At 70.0% G+C, this 19841-nt stretch carries 17 protein-coding genes; 7 read left to right on the forward strand and 10 right to left on the reverse strand.

Annotated features, from left to right (window positions below; all coding sequences use genetic code 11):
- Window positions 1-146 precede the first annotated feature (146 nt).
- Window positions 147-782, reverse strand: coding sequence for an O-methyltransferase (locus ABT304_RS14710; protein ID WP_160024760.1), 636 nt, complete (start codon window positions 780-782; stop codon window positions 147-149).
- 178 nt (window positions 783-960) lie between these two features.
- Here ABT304_RS14710 and sigE point away from each other — a divergent pair, with 178 nt between their 5' ends.
- From sigE to ABT304_RS14725, 3 genes are all read left to right on the forward strand, one after another.
- A complete protein-coding gene (gene sigE, locus ABT304_RS14715) occupies window positions 961-1557 on the forward strand; it encodes an RNA polymerase sigma factor SigE (RefSeq protein ID WP_502890346.1) in 597 nt (198 codons plus the stop codon).
- On the forward strand, window positions 1554-2021 hold the full coding sequence (locus ABT304_RS14720; RefSeq protein WP_160024758.1) for an anti-sigma factor: 468 nt from the start codon (window positions 1554-1556) through the stop codon (window positions 2019-2021). Before sigE ends, ABT304_RS14720 begins: the two co-directional genes overlap by 4 nt.
- 70 nt (window positions 2022-2091) lie before the next feature.
- Window positions 2092-3501, forward strand: a complete 1410-nt coding sequence (locus ABT304_RS14725; protein ID WP_350716136.1) for a S1C family serine protease — start codon at window positions 2092-2094, stop codon at window positions 3499-3501.
- Here the strand turns inward: ABT304_RS14725 and ABT304_RS14730 are convergent.
- Together ABT304_RS14730 and ABT304_RS14735 are read right to left on the reverse strand one after the other, a co-directional pair.
- Window positions 3498-4406: an LLM class flavin-dependent oxidoreductase gene (locus ABT304_RS14730; RefSeq protein ID WP_350716138.1), complete on the reverse strand. Its 909-nt coding sequence runs from the start codon at window positions 4404-4406 to the stop codon at window positions 3498-3500. The genes ABT304_RS14725 and ABT304_RS14730 overlap by 4 nt on opposite strands.
- Window positions 4403-6277: an FAD-binding protein gene (locus ABT304_RS14735; RefSeq protein WP_350716140.1), complete on the reverse strand. Its 1875-nt coding sequence runs from the start codon at window positions 6275-6277 to the stop codon at window positions 4403-4405. Before ABT304_RS14735 ends, ABT304_RS14730 begins: the two co-directional genes overlap by 4 nt.
- A gap of 82 nt (window positions 6278-6359) precedes the next feature.
- Between ABT304_RS14735 and ABT304_RS14740 the strand changes: the two genes are divergently transcribed.
- Window positions 6360-6848: a MarR family winged helix-turn-helix transcriptional regulator gene (locus ABT304_RS14740; RefSeq protein ID WP_350716141.1), complete on the forward strand. Its 489-nt coding sequence runs from the start codon at window positions 6360-6362 to the stop codon at window positions 6846-6848.
- A gap of 91 nt (window positions 6849-6939) precedes the next feature.
- Here the strand turns inward: ABT304_RS14740 and ABT304_RS14745 are convergent, their stop codons facing one another.
- From ABT304_RS14745 to ABT304_RS14755, 3 genes are all read right to left on the reverse strand, one after another.
- Window positions 6940-7200 carry a helix-turn-helix domain-containing protein gene (locus tag ABT304_RS14745; protein ID WP_091049065.1) on the reverse strand — a complete coding sequence of 87 codons (261 nt, stop codon included), beginning with the start codon at window positions 7198-7200 and terminating at the stop codon, window positions 6940-6942.
- 123 nt (window positions 7201-7323) lie between these two features.
- Window positions 7324-8667 (reverse strand): hypothetical protein, encoded by a 1344-nt coding sequence (locus tag ABT304_RS14750; protein ID WP_350716143.1) that lies wholly within the window; start codon window positions 8665-8667, stop codon window positions 7324-7326.
- Window positions 8664-9038 carry a hypothetical protein gene (locus tag ABT304_RS14755; protein WP_160024752.1) on the reverse strand — a complete coding sequence of 125 codons (375 nt, stop codon included), beginning with the start codon at window positions 9036-9038 and terminating at the stop codon, window positions 8664-8666. The genes ABT304_RS14750 and ABT304_RS14755 overlap by 4 nt, the downstream gene beginning before the upstream one ends.
- A gap of 92 nt (window positions 9039-9130) precedes the next feature.
- Here ABT304_RS14755 and ABT304_RS14760 point away from each other — a divergent pair, with 92 nt between their 5' ends.
- Both ABT304_RS14760 and ABT304_RS14765 read left to right on the forward strand, forming a co-directional pair.
- Window positions 9131-10585 (forward strand): wax ester/triacylglycerol synthase family O-acyltransferase, encoded by a 1455-nt coding sequence (locus ABT304_RS14760; protein ID WP_201451087.1) that lies wholly within the window; start codon window positions 9131-9133, stop codon window positions 10583-10585.
- 15 nt (window positions 10586-10600) lie between these two features.
- Window positions 10601-10945 (forward strand): DUF6912 family protein, encoded by a 345-nt coding sequence (locus ABT304_RS14765; RefSeq protein ID WP_350716145.1) that lies wholly within the window; start codon window positions 10601-10603, stop codon window positions 10943-10945.
- A 1-nt stretch (window position 10946) separates the two neighbouring features.
- Here ABT304_RS14765 and ABT304_RS14770 read toward each other — a convergent pair whose 3' ends face one another.
- The 3 genes from ABT304_RS14770 to ABT304_RS14780 form a co-directional block, all read right to left on the reverse strand.
- A complete protein-coding gene (locus ABT304_RS14770) occupies window positions 10947-12539 on the reverse strand; it encodes a lysyl oxidase family protein (RefSeq protein ID WP_350716147.1) in 1593 nt (530 codons plus the stop codon).
- A gap of 124 nt (window positions 12540-12663) precedes the next feature.
- Entirely contained in the window at window positions 12664-13140 is a 477-nt protein-coding gene (locus ABT304_RS14775) for a DUF2505 domain-containing protein (RefSeq protein WP_160024749.1), read from the reverse strand.
- Window positions 13141-13191: 51 nt separating this feature from the next.
- A complete protein-coding gene (locus ABT304_RS14780) occupies window positions 13192-13665 on the reverse strand; it encodes a DUF2505 domain-containing protein (protein ID WP_350716149.1) in 474 nt (157 codons plus the stop codon).
- Between the two features lie 184 nt (window positions 13666-13849).
- Here ABT304_RS14780 and ABT304_RS14785 point away from each other — a divergent pair, with 184 nt between their 5' ends.
- On the forward strand, window positions 13850-17800 hold the full coding sequence (locus tag ABT304_RS14785) for an NAD-glutamate dehydrogenase (RefSeq protein WP_350716151.1): 3951 nt from the start codon (window positions 13850-13852) through the stop codon (window positions 17798-17800).
- Here ABT304_RS14785 and ABT304_RS14790 read toward each other — a convergent pair.
- The gene (locus tag ABT304_RS14790) at window positions 17760-19817 is read right to left on the reverse strand and encodes an MSCRAMM family protein (RefSeq protein ID WP_350716152.1); all 2058 of its coding nucleotides are present in this window, start codon (window positions 19815-19817) and stop codon (window positions 17760-17762) included. The two genes, ABT304_RS14785 and ABT304_RS14790, sit on opposite strands and share 41 nt — an antisense overlap.
- Window positions 19818-19841: the final 24 nt, after the last annotated feature.

Here is a 19841-nt window from a genome sequence, read left to right on the forward strand (position 1 = left end):
GGGCCCTCCCCCGTTGGGTGCCCCGCGCTGACCCCCTCGCCGGTTTCGGTCCCTCACCACCCCCCACCCCCGGGGGCCGTGCGCCCCCCAACGTCGGCCGAGATGGCATGCAGATGCCATCTCGGCCGACGTACGTGACGCTTGGGTTAGATCTTGCGGGCGAGCAGGAGGCCGTCGCCCACCGGGAGCAGCAGCGGGATGAGGCCGTCGTTGTCGGCGACCTGCTGGTTGAGCTCGCGGATGGTGGCGGTCTCCTCGTCGCGTACGGACGGGTCCGCCACGCGGTCGTGCCACAGCGCGTTGTCGAAGGCGACGACGCCGCCGGGACGGAGTAGGCGCAGCGCTTCCTTGAGGTAGGCCGAGTATTCGGTCTTGTCGCCGTCGACGAAGACCAGGTCGTAGTGGTTGTCCGTGAGCCGGGGGAGTACGTCGAGGGCGGCGCCGGCGATGCACCGCGCCTGCCGCTGGCCGAAACCGGCCTCGGTGAAGCTCTGCCGGGCCAGCCGCTGGTGCTCGGTCTCGATGTCGACGGTGGTCAGGACCCCCTCGGGGCGCATGCCGCGCAGCAGCCACAGCCCCGAGACACCGGTGCCGGTGCCGACCTCGACGACGTTCTTCGCATCCAGGACGGAGGCGAGGAAGCGCAGCGCCGCACCGCCGCCCGGCCCGATGGGTGCGACTCCGACCTCCTCGGCCCGGGATCGGGCGGCTGCGAGGAGGTCGTCCTCCGCGACGAACTCGTCGGCGTAGGTCCAACTTGCGGTCGAGACAGGGCTGGTCACACCGCAAAACCTAACCTGTTTCGCGTAACGGTGCGGGAACGCCTGATCCAACTTGTGCGTTGGAAGAGCACAGGAAGAGGAAAAATAGGAGCCTCACAGGCAACTCTCAGCCCTTCCGGTCCCAGGCGATCTACCGTAGGAGATGTCAGCGATCAGCGAGACAGACGACAGGAGCACCATGACCGCGGAGCCCATGCAGACCCCGACCGAAGAGCCGGGTGTTCCGACGTGGGACGAGATCGTGGAGAAGCACTCCGACCGGGTCTACCGGCTCGCTTACCGTCTCACCGGCAACCGCCACGACGCGGAGGACCTCACCCAAGAGGTCTTCGTGCGCGTCTTCCGCTCTCTCGACACCTACAGCCCCGGCACCTTCGAGGGCTGGCTGCACCGGATCACCACCAACCTCTTCCTCGACCAGGCCCGTCGTAAGCAGCGGATCCGCTTCGATGCCCTCTCCGACGAGCGCGCCTCGCGCTTGACGAGCAGCGGCCCGACGCCGGACGTGGCCTACACCGACCAGCGCTTCGATGACGACATCGAGCGCGCGCTGGCCACGCTGCCGCCCGACTTCCGGGCCGCGGTCGTGCTCTGTGACGTGGAGGGGCTCTCCTACGAGGAGATCTCCGAGATCCTCGGTGCCAAGCTCGGCACCGTCCGCTCGCGTATCCACCGCGGCCGGGCGATGCTCCGTGACACCCTCGCCCACCGCGCCCCGCGCGGCGGACGACTGCGTCACTCCGGGCCCAAGGTGTTGTGGGGCGGGGCTTCATGAGTCTTCTCGGTAACCACCTCGGCGCACGCATCAGCGCGCTTCTCGACGGACAGCTCCCGGCAGCAGACGAGGAGCGGGCCTGGGCGCACGTGCACGAGTGCTGCGCCTGCCGCCGCGCGGTGGAGCGCGAGGGCTGGCTCAAGCGACGCCTTGCCGGCCTCAGCGTCGACCCCGGCGTCACCGCGCCGGCCGACCTCAAGGGCTCGCTCCGCGGAGGTGTCCTGGCCGCCTCGATGTGGCCCGCCGACGACCTCGACGAGACCTACTCCGACCCCCGCTCGATGCGGCGCACGTTGGTGATGGTCGCCGCCGGCGGCGGGGCTGTCGGTGCCGCTGTCTTCGGCATGTTCGCCTTCGCAGCCGCGCCGGCCGACGCGCCGGTTCCCAGGAATCTTCCGGTCACCGCGGTCACCCAGGTCCCGGGCACTCCGGGCGCCCCCGTCGTCGCCCACGTACGCCGCTGACCATCCGTCTGACGACGCGACACGAGACCCGGGCTGCCCATTGTTGGGGCGAGTGGGAAGAATGGGTGTCGTGACGCAGGAACCACAAGACGACCAGTCGCGGCCGATCTCCCGTTGGGCACCACCGTCCGACGTGCCCCCGGCCGGGCAGTCGTCCCCCGACGCCCTTGTCGACGACGAGCGGGACACGGCCGAGGTGCCGTTGCCGGGCATGCCGAGACCTGCCGTCGAGCCGGCTCCGGCCGCCGACACCGCTCCGCTGCCGCCGATGGTGCCGCCGATGGTGCCGCCGCCACCGCCGGGCGGTTCCCTGCCCGGGTTCGACAGCCCGCCTGCGCCACCACCGTCCTCACCCCGGACCGACTCCTCGCAGCGCCGCCGTGTCCCCGGCCCGATCTGGGCGCTCGCGGCCGCCGTCGCGTTCCTGCTCGGCGTGCTGGGCGGCTATGCCGGCGGCGTACTCGAGGACCAGGACGACATGTCCAGCCTGGCCGGCGGTGGGCTCGAACCGGGCTCGATCGAGACCGACGCGCCCCTCGAGGGTGACGACGCCAGCATCGTGAAGGTGGCCGCGACGCTGCTGCCCTCGACGGTCCAGATCTTCGCCGAGTACCAGGGCGTCGAGGACGCCGCGACCGGCTCCGGCTTCGTCTTCGACCGGAACGGCCACGTGGTGACCAACAACCACGTGGTCGCCGACGCCGCCAAGGCCAAGGGCAGCATCGAGGTGGTCGACCACAAGGGCCGCCGTTACAAGGCCGACGTCGTCGGGCGCAGCGCGGTCTACGACCTCGCGGTCCTCGACGTTCCCGAGGTCAAGGAGCTCGAGCCGGCCTCGCTCGGCAGCACGTCACGGCTGAGGATCGGTGAGGGCGTCGTCGCCATCGGGTCGCCGCTCGGCCTCAGCTCCACGGTGACCTCGGGCATCGTCAGTGCGCTCCAGCGCCCGGTGAGCACCGGGCAGACCGAGGACGACACCTCCTACATCAACGCCGTCCAGACCGACGCGGCGATCAACCCCGGCAACTCCGGCGGTCCCCTGGTCAACCTCGTCGGCCAGGTGATCGGGGTCAACTCGGCCATCGCGACCGCCGGCGGGGGAGAGGGCGGCGAGGGCGGCAGCATCGGCGTCGGCTTCGCGATCCCGATCGACCAGGTCAAGGTGACCGCCGCGCAGATCCTGAAGACCGGCAAGGCGACCTACCCGATCGTGGGCGCCTCCGTCGACGTGCAGGCGGCCGATCACAACGGAGCGCTGATCTCGGTGGTCGACGCCGGCTCGCCGGCCGCCGCCGGTGGGCTCAAGGACGGCGACCGGGTCACCAAGGTCGGAGACGTCACCGTCACCGACGGGATCGGCATGATCGTCGCCATCCGTGCCCACCAGCCCGGGGAGACGGTCGAGTTCACGGTGATGCGCAACGGCGCCCGCCACGAGCTCAAGATCAAGCTCGAGGCGCAGACCGAGAACCTCGCCTAGACATCGACGCCACGCTCCGCCGCGACCAGCTCCCGCACAGCCGGGGCGATCTCGGCGCCGAGGCGCTCGGTGATGGCAGGGTCGTCGCCTCCGATGAGGTACGCGGAGAAGCCGTGCTCCAGGGTGAGTCCGGCCAGATCCTCGACCCACTGGTCCACCGGCCCGTCGAGCAGTCCGCGGCTGGCCGGCTGGAGCGAGACGTTCATGACGTTGAGAAGGCGGCGTACGTCGCCGGGGGAGCGGCCCGCTGCGACGGCCGCCTCGTCGATGCGCTCGTTGAGGCCGGGAACCGCGGCCGGACCACCCTCGATGTACTCCATCGTGGGCAGCCACCCATCGGCGTGCGCACCGGTCAGCGCGAGCATCCTGGGCTTGTAGGAGCCGACCCAGATCGGGATGTCGTGGGCGGGGGCGGGTCCCCGCTTGACGCCGTCGGCGACGTAGTAGTCGCCGCGGAAGTGGACGCCGCCGGGGCTGTCGGTGTCCCACACGTCCCGGATGATGTCGATCGCCTCGCGCAGCGCGTCGACCCCCGCGCCGGCGCCGAGCCGGCGACCGCCCATCGCGGCGATCCCGTCCCAGAAGGCCCCGGCGCCGAGTCCGAGCTCGATGCGGCCTCCGGTCAGCCGGTCCAGGGAGGCGACCGCACGGGCGAGCGTCGCGGGCGGGCGCAGCGGCAGGGAGAGGACGTTCCCGGCCAGGTGGATGTGCTCGGTGCGCGCAGCGGCGTACGAGATCAGGGTCCAGGCGTCGAGGAGCGCCGGCTGATAGGGGTGGTCCTGGAAGGTGACCAGATCCAGTCCTGCTCGGTCGGCGGTGACGGCGAGGTCGACGACGCGTTGCGGCGTCCGTGCGCTGGGGGTGACGAAGGTGCCGAAGAGTAGGTCGTGTCCGTAGTCGCTCATGCTTCCTCCGCCGGGTCGTTGTTCGAGTTGAAGTGTGGTGCGATGTTGAAGTTGTCGCGGAACAGGTTCTGCGGGTCGTAGCGTCGTTTGATCTCCCGCAGCCGATCCAGCGCCCGGGTCCCGAAGGCGTCGGCCAGCCGGTCCGGGTCGGTGTCGGTCTCGAAGCTGAGATAGAGACCGTCCAGATGGTTGCGCAAGCCGTCCCAGGCTGCGTCGAGCGCACGCCGGTTCCCGCCGAGACCGGTCACCTGGAACGCGGCATCACGATGCGGGAACGCGGTCTCGCCCGGGTCGACCTCGGCGATCGCACCGCCCATGGTGCGCAGCTGGAAGAACTGCACACCGCCCGTACGCAGCATGGCGGCCGCGTCGCGTGCGAACTCCGGGGTGAGCGCGCCGATCAGACCCGAGTGCGAGTGTGGCTCCCCATGGCCGTGGTGCCCGTCGCTGCCGACGTCCGGCGCCTGGTTCATGACGTCGGTGTAGCGGGCCAGGACCACCTGCTGCTGGACGAGACTGCCGAGGCCGGCGAACGGGTTGAGCCGCTCGACGATGGTCTCGGGGTCGGAGGAGTCGACCAGCCCGTAGAGCTGGATCACCGAACCTCCTGGCTGCGGTGGGCCGGTCACCAGGAACACCGTGGTGTCGCGAGGCGCGGAGGTGGCGATCTCGCCGAAGCGGAGCAGCGCCTCCTCGAGGTCGGGAACGACCAGCATCAGCTGGGCGGAACCGACCTCCGCGACCTCGTGGGCCTCGAGCTCGAAGGCGGTGACCACACCGAAGTTGGCCCCGGCACCGCGTACGCCCCAGAACAGGTCGGGGTTCTCGGTCGCGGTGGCGCGGACCAGCGACCCGTCGGCGAGCACCACCTCGACCGCGATCAGATGGTCGATGGTCAGGCCGTGCTCGCGCGAGAGGAAGCCGATGCCGCCCGCGGTTGCCAGACCGCCGACACCGACACCGCCGTAGTCGCCGGAGCCGATCGCCCAGCCGTACGTGTCGAGGGCCGCGGCCACCTGCTTCCAGGTGGCGCCGGGGCCGATGCGGACCAGGCGCCGCGCCGGGTCGATCACCTCGATCCGGTTCATGGCGCTCAGGTCGATCACGATCCCGCCGTCGTTCGTCGAGCGTCCGCTCACGCCATGGCCGCCGCTGCGGATCCCGAGGGGTAGATCGGTGTGGCGGCGGGCGAAGCCGATCGCGTCGGACACCTCCGCCGGCGTACGCGGCCGCAGCACCAGACCCGGGCTCCCGCCGCGCAGATAGGTCGAGCGCACGCCGCGATAGCTCGGGTCGCCCGGCTCCACCGCGCCGGCCACCAGGGTCGCCGGGATCTCGTCGTAGGCAATCCCCGGCCGGCGCAGCGCGCGCACCGCCGCGGGACGCCGGGGCCTGCCCGAAGCCGGGCCGCCGAGCTCGGCGAGCAGCCCCGCGACCCGGTCGACCTCGGCCTCGGTCGTGGCCGGGACGACCACCGCACGGCCACCGGGGCTCAGCTCGTCGGAGGTCGGCGAGGTCGACGAGGTCAGTGAGTCCGCGGTCGCCCCTGCGGGAGCGACGATCCAGGCGGACGTGTCGGTGAGCAGGCGGGCGCCGGCGAGCTGGTCGAGGTTCTGCCTCGCTTTCTCGGCCACCTGGGGAGACCATCCGTCAGGGGCCGAGGGGTCCGCCATGCCCGCCGCCTCGATGCCGACCCCGATCTGGATCGCCTTGGTGCTGCCGAGCAGCCAGGTGGCAACGGTCCATGGATCGTCGGCGCCGGGGTCGAGCACGACCAGGTCCAGGCCGCCCTCCTCGGCCCGGCGGGCCAGGGCGAGTAGTCGCTCCGGGGCGAGGCCGGCAGCGAGGGCGACGCCCAGTTCGATCGTCATGCACATCCTCCAATACGCGGTGACGAAGATCGTATGTGAAACAGACGATTGGTTCAACAGCACGAATTGCTAGGATGTTCCCGTGACCACGAACGCAGACGAGCAGACCGATGCCGACCTCGGATGGAGCCTCGGCACCCTGCTGCGCGGCTACCGGGAGCACGTCAACGCCGCGATCGGTGAGTTCCCGCACGGGCAGCGCGGCTACGAGACGATGTGTGCGGTCGTCCGGGGCGACCAGCCCAGCCAGCTCGCCCTGGCGACCCATCTGGGCATCGACCGCACCGTGATGACCTACCTCGTCGACGACCTGGTCGAGGCGGGGCTGGTCGAGCGGCGTGCCAACCCCGCCGACCGCCGCCAGCGCCAGGTGGTCGCGACCGAGGCCGGCGCGGAGGCTGTCGCCGCGCTGTGCCGCCAGGTAGCGGCAGCCGAGGCGGGCGTGCTCTCCGGTCTGGAGCCCGAGGAGCGTGGCACGCTGCGCCAGTTGCTCCGGAAGGCGGCCGGCGCTGCCCCTGCGCACAGCCCGGATGCCTGTGCGGTGGTCACCGGCGAGGACACAACGGCGTGAAAAGACGCGAAGAGCTGCTCGGCAGCATGCCTGGCAACTCTTCGCGTTGTTGTGGGGAAGGTTTAGTTGTGGGGGTTGAGGTTGCTGTGACTCAAGAAGCGTCCGGCGTGGCAGCGGGCGCGGGCGCCTCGGCCTCGACGAACGGGTGGTCGGCCACAAAGGCCTTGGTCTGCGAGTACATGTCATCGATGAACTTCTCGAGGACGCTGGACTCAACGCGCCACTGGCCGCGTCCGCCGATCTTGATGGCGGGGAGCTCACCACGGCGGACAAGGGCATAGACCTGTGCGCTCGAGGTGTTGAGCACCTCGGCGACGTCGGCAAGAGTCAGGAAGCGGGGGGTACCAGACATAAGGATCAGTCTCCCAGACTCTGCAAGCGGCCGTAAACCATCGAGCCAACCTGTTAGTCCGCATTAGGTACTGTTGCGCTGCTTTGTGGATGCGTGGTGGGTGAACCGTGAAGCAGAGACGCGCTAGGCAGCGAACAGTAGATACAACCCACCAACAGTGAAGCCGACCATCGTGAGCAGAAGCGGGATCTGCCCGGTCACCAGGTGCTGCGGCGGAAGCACCTGGAGCGCCCGGATGTGGGCCGACCAGACTCCCAGCACGTGTCCGGTGATCACCGCGGCCACCTTGATGACGGCCAGCAGCGTGGCGTGGAAGGCGAAGAAGTAGGAGACCGGCAGGTCCGCCGTTCCGAACCAGTCGCTTCCGTTTCCGAACGGATCCGAGGCGTTGCGCAGCGTTGCCAGCCCGCTCTCCCAGAAGTAGCTGAGGTAGTGGGCCACCACGTAGCCGACGATGATCGGCACCAGCGACGGCGCCAGCTCGCCGGGCAGCGCCCGGCGCGGCACGTCCCCCACGCCGGTCATCATCGTCCCGGCGCAGTAGAAACCGGCTACGAGCAGCGGGAACGCGATCAGGGCGACGTTGCTGATCACGTAGGCGGTGTTGCCCGAGATCTCCGGGTTCTGCACGAACTGGAGCCACGGCGGCGACTCGCGGTAGGAGTCGTAGACGATGGTGCCGAAGAGCACCGAGACGACCGCGACCAGCCCTGGCGTCGGACGCAGGGTGTCCAGGTTGCCGAGCGGGGTCCGCAGGACCAGGTTGCCGGCCTGCGTACGTCCCCACACCGACAGCCGCGCGGTCAGTGACGAGTAGACCTCGAACGGGTCGCAGCGCTCCAGGAACTCATCGCCGAAGAGCACGCCGCCGAGGATCATCACGGCCAGGTAGACGGCCAGCCAGAGACGTACGGGGCCGAGATAGTTGTTCTCCGGGTAGACCAGCTCGAGCCAGGCGAAGGCGAGCAGCGTGAACGCCGCCGGCCAGTAGCCGAGCCGCTCGGGCAGGCGCAGCGGCGGATCGCCGGCACCGCGCAGCCACGTCAGTCCGGCCACGATCGTGCGGGCCGGGCTGATCGCCCGGAAGACCCGCCCGAAGAGCAGGGAGAACGGGACGAGGCCGACCCACAGCCAGACGTACGTCATCCCGAAGATGGGGTTGTTGGCGTTGTCGGAGCCGGCGAAGGCGACCAGCACGAAGTAGGCGAAGATCAGCAGCCCGACGACACGCCACAGTGCGATCCAGGCGGGGGAGTCGACGACACGCCCGAGACGGGGCACCGGCCATCCGCGTGGGTTCCGACTCTGTGGATCTTGCCGGGCGACGACCTGGCCCTCGGCGGCGCGCTTGGTGGTCAGCACCAGCAGCGCGAAGGAGACGAGGAGGGCGAGGACTGCGCCCGCGATGACGTACTCGAGCGGCAGCGGGAGGTCCTGGCGACCACCCACGCCGTGGGTGAGGATCACTTGACCTCGAGGGTGACGATGGTCTTGCCGAGGGTGTGTGACTCCACCTCGTACTGACCAGGGATGTCGAATGCGCCCAGGCTGATCCGCGTGGTGCCCACACCGTAGGCGGCGGACTGCTCGGGGTCGGAGTGCACGTGGATCTCGCCGGCGGCGTCGGCGGTCACGTCGAGCTCGACTCCGTGGCCGACGGGGACGTCGATCTGGGTCCCGTGCGGGTCGACCGAGTCACCGGAGAAGTTGATCTCGACGACCACCGGGTCGCTGTCTTTGCTGGGCTCGGTGGCGACGTCGTTTCCGCAGGCTGTCGCGGCGCACGCGATCCCGCAGATTGCTGCCACGACCGCGATGATCCGGGCCGTGAGGCGCATTGCTCCCCCGTTTCGTGGGCTAAGTTCAAGCTGGCGTCTGCCACAATCGCACATGAACCAAAGAGGGGGCTGAGAGGGCATGAGGAGGCAGCGTGAGTGACCGACTTCGGCCACGCGAGGTGGCTTTCCTTGACGGGGAGACGCTGGCGGTGCCGCACCAGGTGGCGAGCATCGAGCTGATCGAGCCCAAGTCCGAGGGCTTCGACTACGGCGCGTTCCTCGAGCACGTCGAGGACCGGCTGGCCTTCGTGCCCCGCTACCGCCAACGGGTGCGTGTCGTGCCCGGCCGCATCGCCTACCCCGTCTGGGCGGACGACGACCGTTTCGACCTCACCTACCACGTACGCCGCTCCGCGCTGCCCCGTCCAGGCTCGATGGATCAGCTCCTCGACCTCGCCGGACGGATCGTCTCCCGGCCCCTGGACCGCTCCCGGCCGCTGTGGGAGCTGTACGTCATCGAGGGCCTGGCCGGGGACCGGGTCGCGCTGATCACCAAGACCCATCAGGCGCTGGTCGACGGCGCCGAGACCGTCGACCTGGTCCAGCTACTCCTCGACGACAAGCCCGAGGTCGGGCCGATCGTGCCGGACCTGTGGGAGCCGCCGGAGCCGCAGTCGAGCGCGCGTCTGGTCGCCGGCGCGGTCTTCGACGCGGTTACCTCGGTCAGCGGCTTGACCGGCACGGCACGCAGCCTGGGCGGCTACGCCCTGGGGCGGGTCACCGGGGTGGCCAAGGATGTCCAGAACGCGGGCGTCGGCATCGCCCGGGCGCTCAGCCGCCGCACGCCGGAGCGGCCGACGCCGCTCAACGGGACGCTCTCCCAGCAGCGGCTCGTGGTCACGCTCCAGGCCGACCTGGCCGACTTCCGCCGCATCCGGGACACCCACGGCGGCACCGTCAACGACGTCATCCTGGCTGCCGTCACCGGCGGTCTGCGCGCCTGGCTGATGACCCGGCAGCAGTCCCTGGCCGGCGTACGCCAGGTGCCGGCGCTGGTGCCGGTCTCGGTGATCGACGAGGAGCTCGACCCCACCCAGCTCGGCTCCGCGGTGGCGCCCCACTTCGTGGTGCTCCCGGTCGCGGAGCCGTCGCCGGTGGTCCGTCTCCACCAGGTGTCCTACTCCTTCGAGCAGCACCAGGCGCACGCCCGCACGGTCAGTGCGCAGCGGCTGGCCGGGATCAGCGGCTTCGCCCCGGCGACCTTCCACGTGATCGGCTCCCGGGTGGCCGCCGAGAGCGAGCACGACTACCTGCTCTCGGTGTGCAACGTCCCCGGCCCGCAGGAGCCGCGCTACGCCGCCGGCTCCCGGCTGGTCGCCTCCTATCCGATCCACCCGCTGGCCGAGGGGCACACCCTCGCGATCGGGGTGACCTCCTACGACGGGCAGGTCTTCTTCGCGATCACCGCCGACCGCGACCTGGTGCCCGACGCGTCGCTGGTCGGCCAGTGCATCAGCGAGGCCCTCGACGAGCTCCTCGACACCGTCTCCGGACGCCGGTTCCGCGCGCCCCGGGGCCTGCGCGTGGTCAAGAACTCCGGCGAGTGAGGCAGAATCCGACCCGTGACCCGCATCTACGTACCCGCCACGCTCGAGCTCCTCGCTGACTGGTACGCCAAGGGCGAGCTGCCCGGCACCGCCGACGGCTACGCGGCCCCCGACGACAGCGAAGAGGCCGAGTACGCCGCCCTGATGAGCGCCGCCGACGACTCGGCGGCGCTCCTGGCCGGTCCCGGGCGCAGGGTCGTGATCGTCGTCGACGCCCCTGCGGCTCTGGGCGATCAGGTGGTTCCGCTCAAGCTCGTCGCCGCGGTCCATGCCGACCTGGCGGATCGCCCGGCCGGCGCGGACCCCGACGAGGATCTGGGCTGGTTCGCGACCCAGGAGATCCCCGACCTGATCGGCTAGATCACTCCTCGTTCCACCAGGTCTCGGTGTCGACGCCCTGATACGGCGGGACCTTGACGGTGCGAGCGCCGGCCTTGCCGCCGATGGTGACGGTGCGGTAGCTGACGTTGTTCGCCCGGGTCCGCTCGTAGAGGTTGCCGTCGGGGTTGACGGTGACCTTGATCCGGTACGTACCGTTCTTGACCTTGCTCAGGTCGAAGGCCTGGGTCTGGGCCTGGTTGTAGGTGTCACCCCAACCCGTCGGCATGCTCTCCCGCAGCCAGAGTGCGGACTTCTCGCCACAGGCCGACTCCAGGCCGGTCTGGCTGGGCCGCAGCGTCGCGCCGGGCACGGTCAGGTCCACCGGGTCGGTGGGCGCGAGGCACCAGGACTGCTTGCCGCTGGTGGAGACGACCTTGTCCTTGGCGTCGACCAGCTCGTACTTGGCGAAGTCGAGGAAGTGCCAGTGGTTGTGCTCAGGGGCCTCGTGGAACTCCATGGTGCCGGTCTTCTTGACCCCGACCTGCTTACCGTCGCGGTAGAACATCTGGTAGGCGTCCATGACCGGCGCGGTGCCGCGGCGGAAGCCCTCCACGATCATCGGCGCGGGGCCGGCGTTCCACTCGTTGGCGGCGAAGTTGAGGCGGTCGGTTCCGCCTTCGTCGACCTCGGTCGAGATCTGCCAGGCGGGCAGCGAGATGAGGTCGGGCAGGGTGTCCTTCGTGGGCTTGCCCGGCGTGATCTCGCCGCGGGCGCCGCCCAGCGGGAGCCGGCCGCGGCCGTTCTCGCCGCCCTCCAGCGTCTCTCGCGGCACCACGGTGCGGGCGCCCTGGTCGTCCTCGGCTCCGTGGGCCGCCATGGCGCCCATGCCGACGCCTCCCTCCCCGCCTTCCCCTTCGCAGTTGCCGTCGGGGCACTGGTCGACGATGACCAGGTTCTGCTTGGCGGTGCGGTTGGACGTCGACAGCCCGAGGAAGTCGGCGACCGGCTTGTCGATGCTCATCGTCATGACGAGCTCGGTCTCGCCCTTCGTCTGGAAGCCGAGGTCGGAGACGGTCGGTACCGCCATGCCGCGCTCGATGCCGTACAGGACGCCCTTGGTGAACCAGTTGCCGCCGCAGAACTCGGGGTAGACCGGGCCGGTGGCGCCGTCGGTCTGCACCCGCTGCCGGTCGTAGCCGCCGGGGCAGAGCGGGTGCTTCTCGTCGAGGATCACCTTGCCGGACTTGTTCTTCAGGGTGACCCGGAGCCCGTTCTTGAAGCCCTTCATGCCGTCGACGATCGCGGCCGGCGCGGTCGTGGTGGTGCGCTTCTTGCCCCGGATGACGGTCTTGGTCAGCTTGACCGGCTTGTCATAGGCCGACTGCGTAGCGCGGAACTCGAAGCCCGCGTCGTAGGCGGCCAGCCAGACCGACGGCTGGACGTACGCCTCCCCGCCCCAGGCTTCGACCTCGACGGTGTCCGAGGCGGCCACGAGCTTGAGTGCTCCCTTGCCGGTGCTGCCGCTCGCGGGGCCGGAGTTCGCCGTCACCGTCGTCGTGACGACGAGCGCGGCTGCCACCAGCCCGATGCCGGCCGAGACCAGCTGCCGAGTGCGAGTACGAGGTTTGACCATCGAGATGCCCCTCCAGTGTGTGGCCCGAATCCCTCCTGATCCGGGGACCGAGAACCGGCAACTTATTGCCGGTCACCTATTGGGACGGTTAACTTTTCGATCCGGTTGCATCGGATCGAGAGAATCACCGAGAGAGGTACGCCGCGCCGACAGCCTGCTCGAGGTCGAAGGCCTTGAGCATCAGCTCCTCGACGTACTCCTCGAGCTTGGCGCCGACCAGCGGCACGGGCACCTTGATGTTCAGCCGCACGCTCTCGGTGGTGCGCCCGTCGGACTCGGACAGCGAGATGTTGCCGCGCAGGGTGGCCAGGCCGCCGGGGACGGTGATGTCGACGACGGCGACGGTGTCGGAGGACCAGACCTCGTTCTGATGGACGGTGAGGTCGCCGGAGACGATGCGCTTCGCGAAGGAGGGTACGCCGACGGTCGACTGCACCCGGTCGATCCGGACCTCCCGCGGCGCACCGCCGATGGTCACCCGGCGACGGAGCGCTCCCTGGGCGTCGGCGACCCGCTCGCGGAAGCCCGGATCAGCGAGCATCGCGGACACCTCGCCCATGCGGGCGTCGTAGACGAGCTCGTGCTGAAGGGTCGTCGTCATTGCCGAATCCTTTGGGGCTCTTCTGCGGGTTGGGACGGGGGATGAGGAGGCTCAGGCGGCGAGCCAGCGGGTGCCTACCTCATGCTCCTTCTCGAGCGCCTTCTTGAAGATCGAGAGGATGAGATCCTCCAGCTTTCCGCTGACCAGGGGCACATTCACGGTAGCGGTCAGGGTGACCGTCTCGATGGTCTTCGTGCCGTTCTCGGCCAGCCGCGCGATGCCGGAGAGCGAGCCCGGCTTGCCCGGAAGGGTGACCTTGAGGTCGCCGGAGGTGAAGTCGGCCGACCAGATCTCGTCCTGGTGCACCTCGATGGTGTCGCCGACGAACTTCTTCGCGAACCCGGGCACTCCGCTGACCGCCTGGGCGTAGCGGATGCTCACCGTCGAACCGGTGATCGCCACGCTCTTGGACAGCGCGTGCTGGGCGTCGCAGACCTGCTCGCGGAACGCCGCGTCGGCGAGCATCCCCGAGACGGCTGCGATCGGCGCGTCGTAGGCCAGGTCGATCGACAGCTTCTTGCTCATAACCACACATCATGACGCCTAGTGCGGTCAGAGTCATCAACAGAGCCGCCGAGAGAACGGACACATTCCAGGAGTATGCTCTTTACCCCCAGGGTGCTGGGAGGTCGTGAGCCTATGACTCACATCGGCGATTCCTTCGGATCGAGCCGCCTACTCAGAGCCCTCGCGGGATACCGTGACTGGTGTGTCAACGGAGACGCATATCAAACCTGTCCAAGCTCAGCAGAACGTCCTGCAGAACCGCCTGCCGAGCACCACCTACTTCCGCCATGTAGCCCCTGAGGAGCTCACCGGCCGCAGCGAGGCTGATCTCGCCGGCGCGGTGGGATCGCATCTGGCGCTGGCGGCGAACCGCCCGCAGGGCACCGCCGCCGTGCGCATCCTCACCCCGACCACCGCCGCAGACGGTTGGTCCGCCGGAGGCCGCAGCGTCGTCGAGATCGTCGTCGACGACATGCCCTACCTCGTGGACTCGGTCAAGACCGAGCTCTACCGTCGTGGCCTCGACGTACATCTCGTCGTCCACCCCGTCATCGACGTCGCCCGTGACGTGACCGGTGCGCTCGAGGGGGTGAACGAAGGCGACATCAGCGAGTCGTGGATGCACATCGAGATCGACCGTCTCGCGCCCGACGCCGCCAAGGAGATCGTCTCGGGCCTCGAGGGAGTCCTCGAGGACGTACGCGAGGTCGTCGAGGACGAGCCGAGGCTGCACCGCCGGCTGGCGGAGATCGCGGCTGGCCTGCGCTACACCCCGCCCAACAGCGTGCCGCGCGAGGAGGCCTCCGAGGCCGCCGAGCTGCTGGCCTGGCTGGCCGAAGACCACTTCCTGCTGACCGGCTACCGCGAGTACCGCCTCGACGGCGACTACCTGCGCGGTCGTTCCGGCACCGGCCTGGGCATCCTGCGCGCCGACCCGCCGCAGGCACCCGACCACGGCAAGATGCCGCCCAAGGTCGCCGCCCACGCCCGCGACAAGGTCATGCTCGTCCTGGCCAAGGCCAACTCACGCTCGACCGTCGGGGAGCCCGCCTACCTCGACCACGTCGGCATCAAAATCTTCAACGGCGCCGGTGAGGTGATCGGCGAGCACCGCTTCCTCGGCCTCTTCACCACGAAGGCGGCCCGGCAGTCGGTGACCCGAATCCCGGTCGTACGCGGCAAGGTCGCCGCGGTCCTCGACCACACCGGCTACGACGCCCGCAGCCACACCGGCAAGGCGATGCTCGACGCGATGGAGTCCTACCCTCGCGAGGAGCTCTTCCACGCCTCCACCGAGGAGCTGATGGACCTCGCCGAGGCCGCGCTGGGAGCGATCGAGCGTCGCATCCTGCGGGTGGCCGTCCGGCCCGACACGTACGGTCGCTATGTCTCGGTGCTCGTCTCGCTGCCGCGTGACCGCTACAACACGACGGTCCGTGAGCGGTTCTCGAAGGTTCTTCTCGACGCACTCGGCGGCACCGACCTGGAGTTCACCGTACGCATCAGCGAGTCGACCACCGCCCGGGTGCACTTCGTGGTCCACGGCACCACCGAGTCGCTGGGGAAGGCCCTGGACACCCCGGGGCTGGTCGACAGCCTCGAGTCGCGGCTGCGCAAGGCCGCACGGAGCTGGCGCGACGACCTGGTCAGCGCGGTCATCGCCCACGCGGGCGAGGACGGCGCCGCCCGGCTCGCGCACGTGCTCGACGCCTTCCCGGAGGCATACAAGGAGGACTTCGACGCCGACACCGGCGCCGCCGACCTGACCCGGCTCGAGATGCTCTCGCACCAGGGCGAGGCGGTCGACTTCTCCTTCTACAAGGACCCGGAGAGCCCGGGCGGGTTCCGGATCAAGATCTTCCGCACCGGTGGCCCGCTCTCGCTGTCCCTGATGCTCCCGATCCTGTCCTCGTTCGGGTTCGAGGTCACCGACGAGCGGCCCTACGACCTCGAGGGTGTCGGCACGTCCGGGTCGGAGGAGTGGTACATCTACGACTTCGGCCTCGCCTACGCCGGCACGCCGGTCGGCACGCCCACCCAGCTGGTCGCCGCGCTGCACCAGGCCTGGTCCGGTCGCAGCGAGATCGACGGGCTGAACGCGCTGGTCCTGGCCGGTCTCGACCACGGTCAGGTCTCCATGCTGCGTGCCTACGGCCGCTACCTGCGCCAGGCAGGTACGCCGAACTCGTTCTTCTCGATCGGCAACGCGCTGTGCACCAACCCGGGCATCGCCCGGCAGATCGTGGAGCTGTTCGAGACCCGTTTCGACCCCACGCTCACCACGCGTGACGAGACGAAGCGGGCCGAGGCGATCATCGAGGCCCTCGACGACGTGGCGAGCCTGGACCAGGACCGGATCCTGCGCAGCTACGTCACCGCGATCCAGGCGACGACGCGGACCAACTACTACCGCGGGCGCAGCTACCTCGCGTTCAAGTTCGATCCGCAGCAGCTGCCCGACCTGCCGCTGCCGCGGCCGGCGTACGAGATCTTCGTCTACTCGCCCGACGTCGAGGGCGTGCACCTGCGCTTCGACGCCGTGGCCCGTGGTGGGCTGCGGTGGAGCGACCGGCGCGACGACTTCCGCACCGAGGTGCTCGGGCTGGCGAAGGCGCAGCAGGTCAAGAACACCGTGATCGTGCCGGGCGGCGCGAAGGGCGGCTTCGTCCCCAAGGGCGTGGCCGGTCCGGACGCGTACGTCACGTTCCTGCGTGGTCTCCTCGACGTCACCGACAACCGGGTGGACGGTGAGATCGTGCCGCCGCCCGACGTGGTGCGCCACGACGCCGACGACTCCTACCTCGTCGTCGCCGCCGACAAGGGCACCGCGACGTTCTCCGACCTGGCCAACTCGGTCGCGGCGGAGTACGACTTCTGGCTCAGCGACGCGTTCGCCTCCGGCGGTTCGGCGGGCTACGACCACAAGGCCATGGGCATCACCTCGCGTGGCGCCTGGGTCTCGGTGCAGCACCACTTCAAGCGGCTCGGCATCGACCCGCAGACCGATGAGATCACCGCGGTCGGCGTCGGGGACATGTCCGGTGACGTCTTCGGCAACGGCATGCTCCGCTCGGACCGCATCCGGCTCGTGGCCGCCTTCGACCACCGGCACATCTTCATCGACCCCACGCCCGACGCGGCGGTGGGTTTCCGGGAGCGGAAGCGGCTCTTCGAGATGCCCCGGTCGACCTGGGAGTCCTACGACACCTCACTGATCTCGGCGGGCGGCGGCGTGTGGTCGCGGCAGCTGAAGTGGGTGCCGATCAGCCCCGAGGTGCGGCAGGCGCTCGGTCTGGCGACCGACGTCAAGCGGCTCACGCCGCAGGAGCTGATCAGCGCGATCCTGCGGGCGCCGGTCGACCTGCTGTGGAACGGCGGGATCGGGACGTACGTCAAGGCGTCCAGCGAGACCGACGCCGACGCCGGTGACCACGCCAACGACGGGGTCCGTGTGGACGCCGCCGAGCTGCGGGTGCGGGTCGTCGGTGAGGGCGGCAACCTGGGCATCACCCAGGCCGGCCGCGTCGAGTTCGCCCGCAAGGGTGGGCTGATCAACACCGACGCGATCGACAACTCCGCCGGTGTCGACACCTCCGACCACGAGGTCAACCTCAAGATCCTGCTGGACCGGGAGGTACGCGCGGGCTCGCTGACGCTGGCCGCGCGTGACGAGCTCCTCGAGGAGATGACCGACGAGGTCGCCGCGCTGGTGCTGGCCGACAACGAGGCCCACAACGTGACCCTGACCCGTGCGGTGGCCTCGGCCCCGCAGCTCCTGGAGGCTCACGAGCGCCAGATCGCGGAGTGGGTCACCGCAGGCCTGCTCGACCGCGACGTGGAGGGCCTGCCCTCCTCGACCGAGGTCGCGCGCCGTCTGGAGGCGGGGGAGGGGCTCACCGCCCCCGAGCTCGCCGTCGTGCTCGCCTGGACCAAGATCGAACGCCGGCGCGAGCTGGTCGCCGAGGGCGTCCCCGACCCGGCCGCGGACCCGGAGATGACGAAGCGCCTGGTGGCGTACTTCCCGACCGCGATCCGCGAGCGGTTCCCCGAGGCCATCGTGGATCACCCGCTGCGGTGGGAGATCTGGGCGACCTCAGCGGTCAACGAGGAGGTCAACCTCGCGTTCGGGACGCTCGACGCGCTGTCACGGTGAGCACCGTGCCGGCGAGCAGGAGCGAGATGCCGAGCGCGGCGAACACCCACGACGGGCCGCCGGTATCCGGCAGTGAGCTCTGAGGTGAGGTTTCCGTCGGCGGTCCCGGGTTCGGGGCCGCCGGCGGATTCTCATTTCCGCCGGGGATCGGCATGTCGGTCGGGTCCGGCGTGGGCGTCGGGTCCGGGGTCGGCGTGGGATCCGGGGTCGGGTCCGGGGTCGGGGTCGGGTCCGGTGTGGGGCTCGGCGAGGGGACCTCGTCGACCCTGAAGTCCTGTCCGCCCCGGATCTCGCCGGCCGAGGTGATCGTGACCGTACGTGAGGCCTCACCGACGACCCGCATCCCGTCGGGTGCGGTGACGGTGATGGTGTAGTCGCCCGGAGGGAGACCCTCGACGATGTAGCCGCCCGCGTCGTCGGTGGTGGCGGTGACCGGGCCGTCGGGCCCGTCGACGGTGACGGTGACTCCGGCGACCGGGTCTCCCGTGGAGGCGTCGGTGACCCTGCCCGTGATCGTGCCGGGGCGGGTGAGGTCGAAGTCGACCCCGGTGACGTCACTCGTGGCCACGGTGACCGGTCGCGTGGTGGCGCCGGTGTATCCCTCGGGTGCGTCGATCTCGGCGGTGTAGTCGCCGGGCGGCACCCCGTCGAGCCGGTAGTTGCCGTCGCCGTCGGTGACGGTGGTGATCGGGTCGCCGCCGCCGGCGGGGACCAGGCGCACCTGGACGCCGCCGAGCCCGCTGCCGCCGCCGGTCACGGTGCCGGAGACGCTGGCCAGCTGGTCGACCACGAAGTCCTGGTCGGTGATGGGGGTGTCGTCGACGGTGATGTCGGAGCGGGTCGTGCCGTCGGGGCCCGCGGTGTAGCCCTCGGGCACCGTCAGGGTCACCGAGTAGCCGGTGCCGACCGCGTTGTCGTCGAAGAGGTAGCTGCCGTCGGTGCCGGTGGTCGTGGTCGCGGTGGTCCCGTCGGGCCGGGTGAGGGTCACGGTCGCGCCCGGGACCGGAGCGCCGGCGTCGTCGCGTACGGTGCCGCTGATCGCCTGCGGGATCACCTGGCGCACCTCGAAGTCGGCCCGGGAGGCGGGGTCGCCGTCCTCGCCGCGGTTGCTGACGGTCGCCTCGGTCTGCCCGACGATCGCGCATCCGTCGGGCTGGCTGAGCCGGACGGTGTAGCCGTCCTGGGTGGCGAAGTCGCCGAAGGAGTAGGTGCCGTCGGCGGCGGGGCTCGTGGTGGCCAGCGTCTCCCCGTAGGGCGAGACGAGGGTGAGCACCGAGCTCTCGACCGGGCAGGACCCGGAGGTAGACACGTCGGCGACGGTGCCGCCGATCGGCCGCGCCCGGCTGACGAACCAGGTCTGGTAGACCGGGAACCCGGCCCGGCGGGTGAAGACGAAGGTCAGGCTGGTGAGCCGGATGTCGGGCTCGTACCAGCCGCTGGCGCCGTTGGTGTCGGTGGCGGTGGGGTTGCCGGTCAGCGTCGAGGTCGCCGGGTTCCAGGTCGGCTGGTCGGTGCCGCCGGCGTAGTTGAACGATCCCTGGAACCATGAGGAGATCTCCGTGGCCGGGACGTCCTCGCCGTTCTCGTCGGTCGCCTGGACCTGGACCTGGTCGGAGTCGATGTCACCGAGCACGAAGGCCCAGCCGGTGTCGGGCGTGGGGTTCTCGAAGGCGTACGTCGTGGTCGAGGCGCCGGTCGGGGTGTCGGCCTTCGGGCGCAGGTTGATGTAGGCCGAGCCGCGGCTCGATCCGTACTTCGCTCCGGGAGGTGTGCTGGTGTCGAGGAACGTGCTCGCGCCGCTGGGGAGGGCGACGTTGGCCCGGGAGTCGCTGGCCATCTGAGCCGCGGGGAAGCCCGCGGAACGCTGGGTCATCGTCGTGGAGTAGTCGTTGGACGTCCCGGAGACGGGCGCCCACTCGGCCCACGAGTCGGTCACGGCGTGAGCCGGTCCCGGGGACATCACCGCGACGAACACGCCGGCCAGAAGTGCCAAAGCCAGACAGGCCCGGTTGAGCATTGCGAGGGGATCCTTTGCTTCCGA

The organism is Nocardioides sp. NPDC000445 (assembly GCF_040300245.1).
Taxonomy (GTDB): Bacteria; Actinomycetota; Actinomycetes; order Propionibacteriales; family Nocardioidaceae; genus Nocardioides.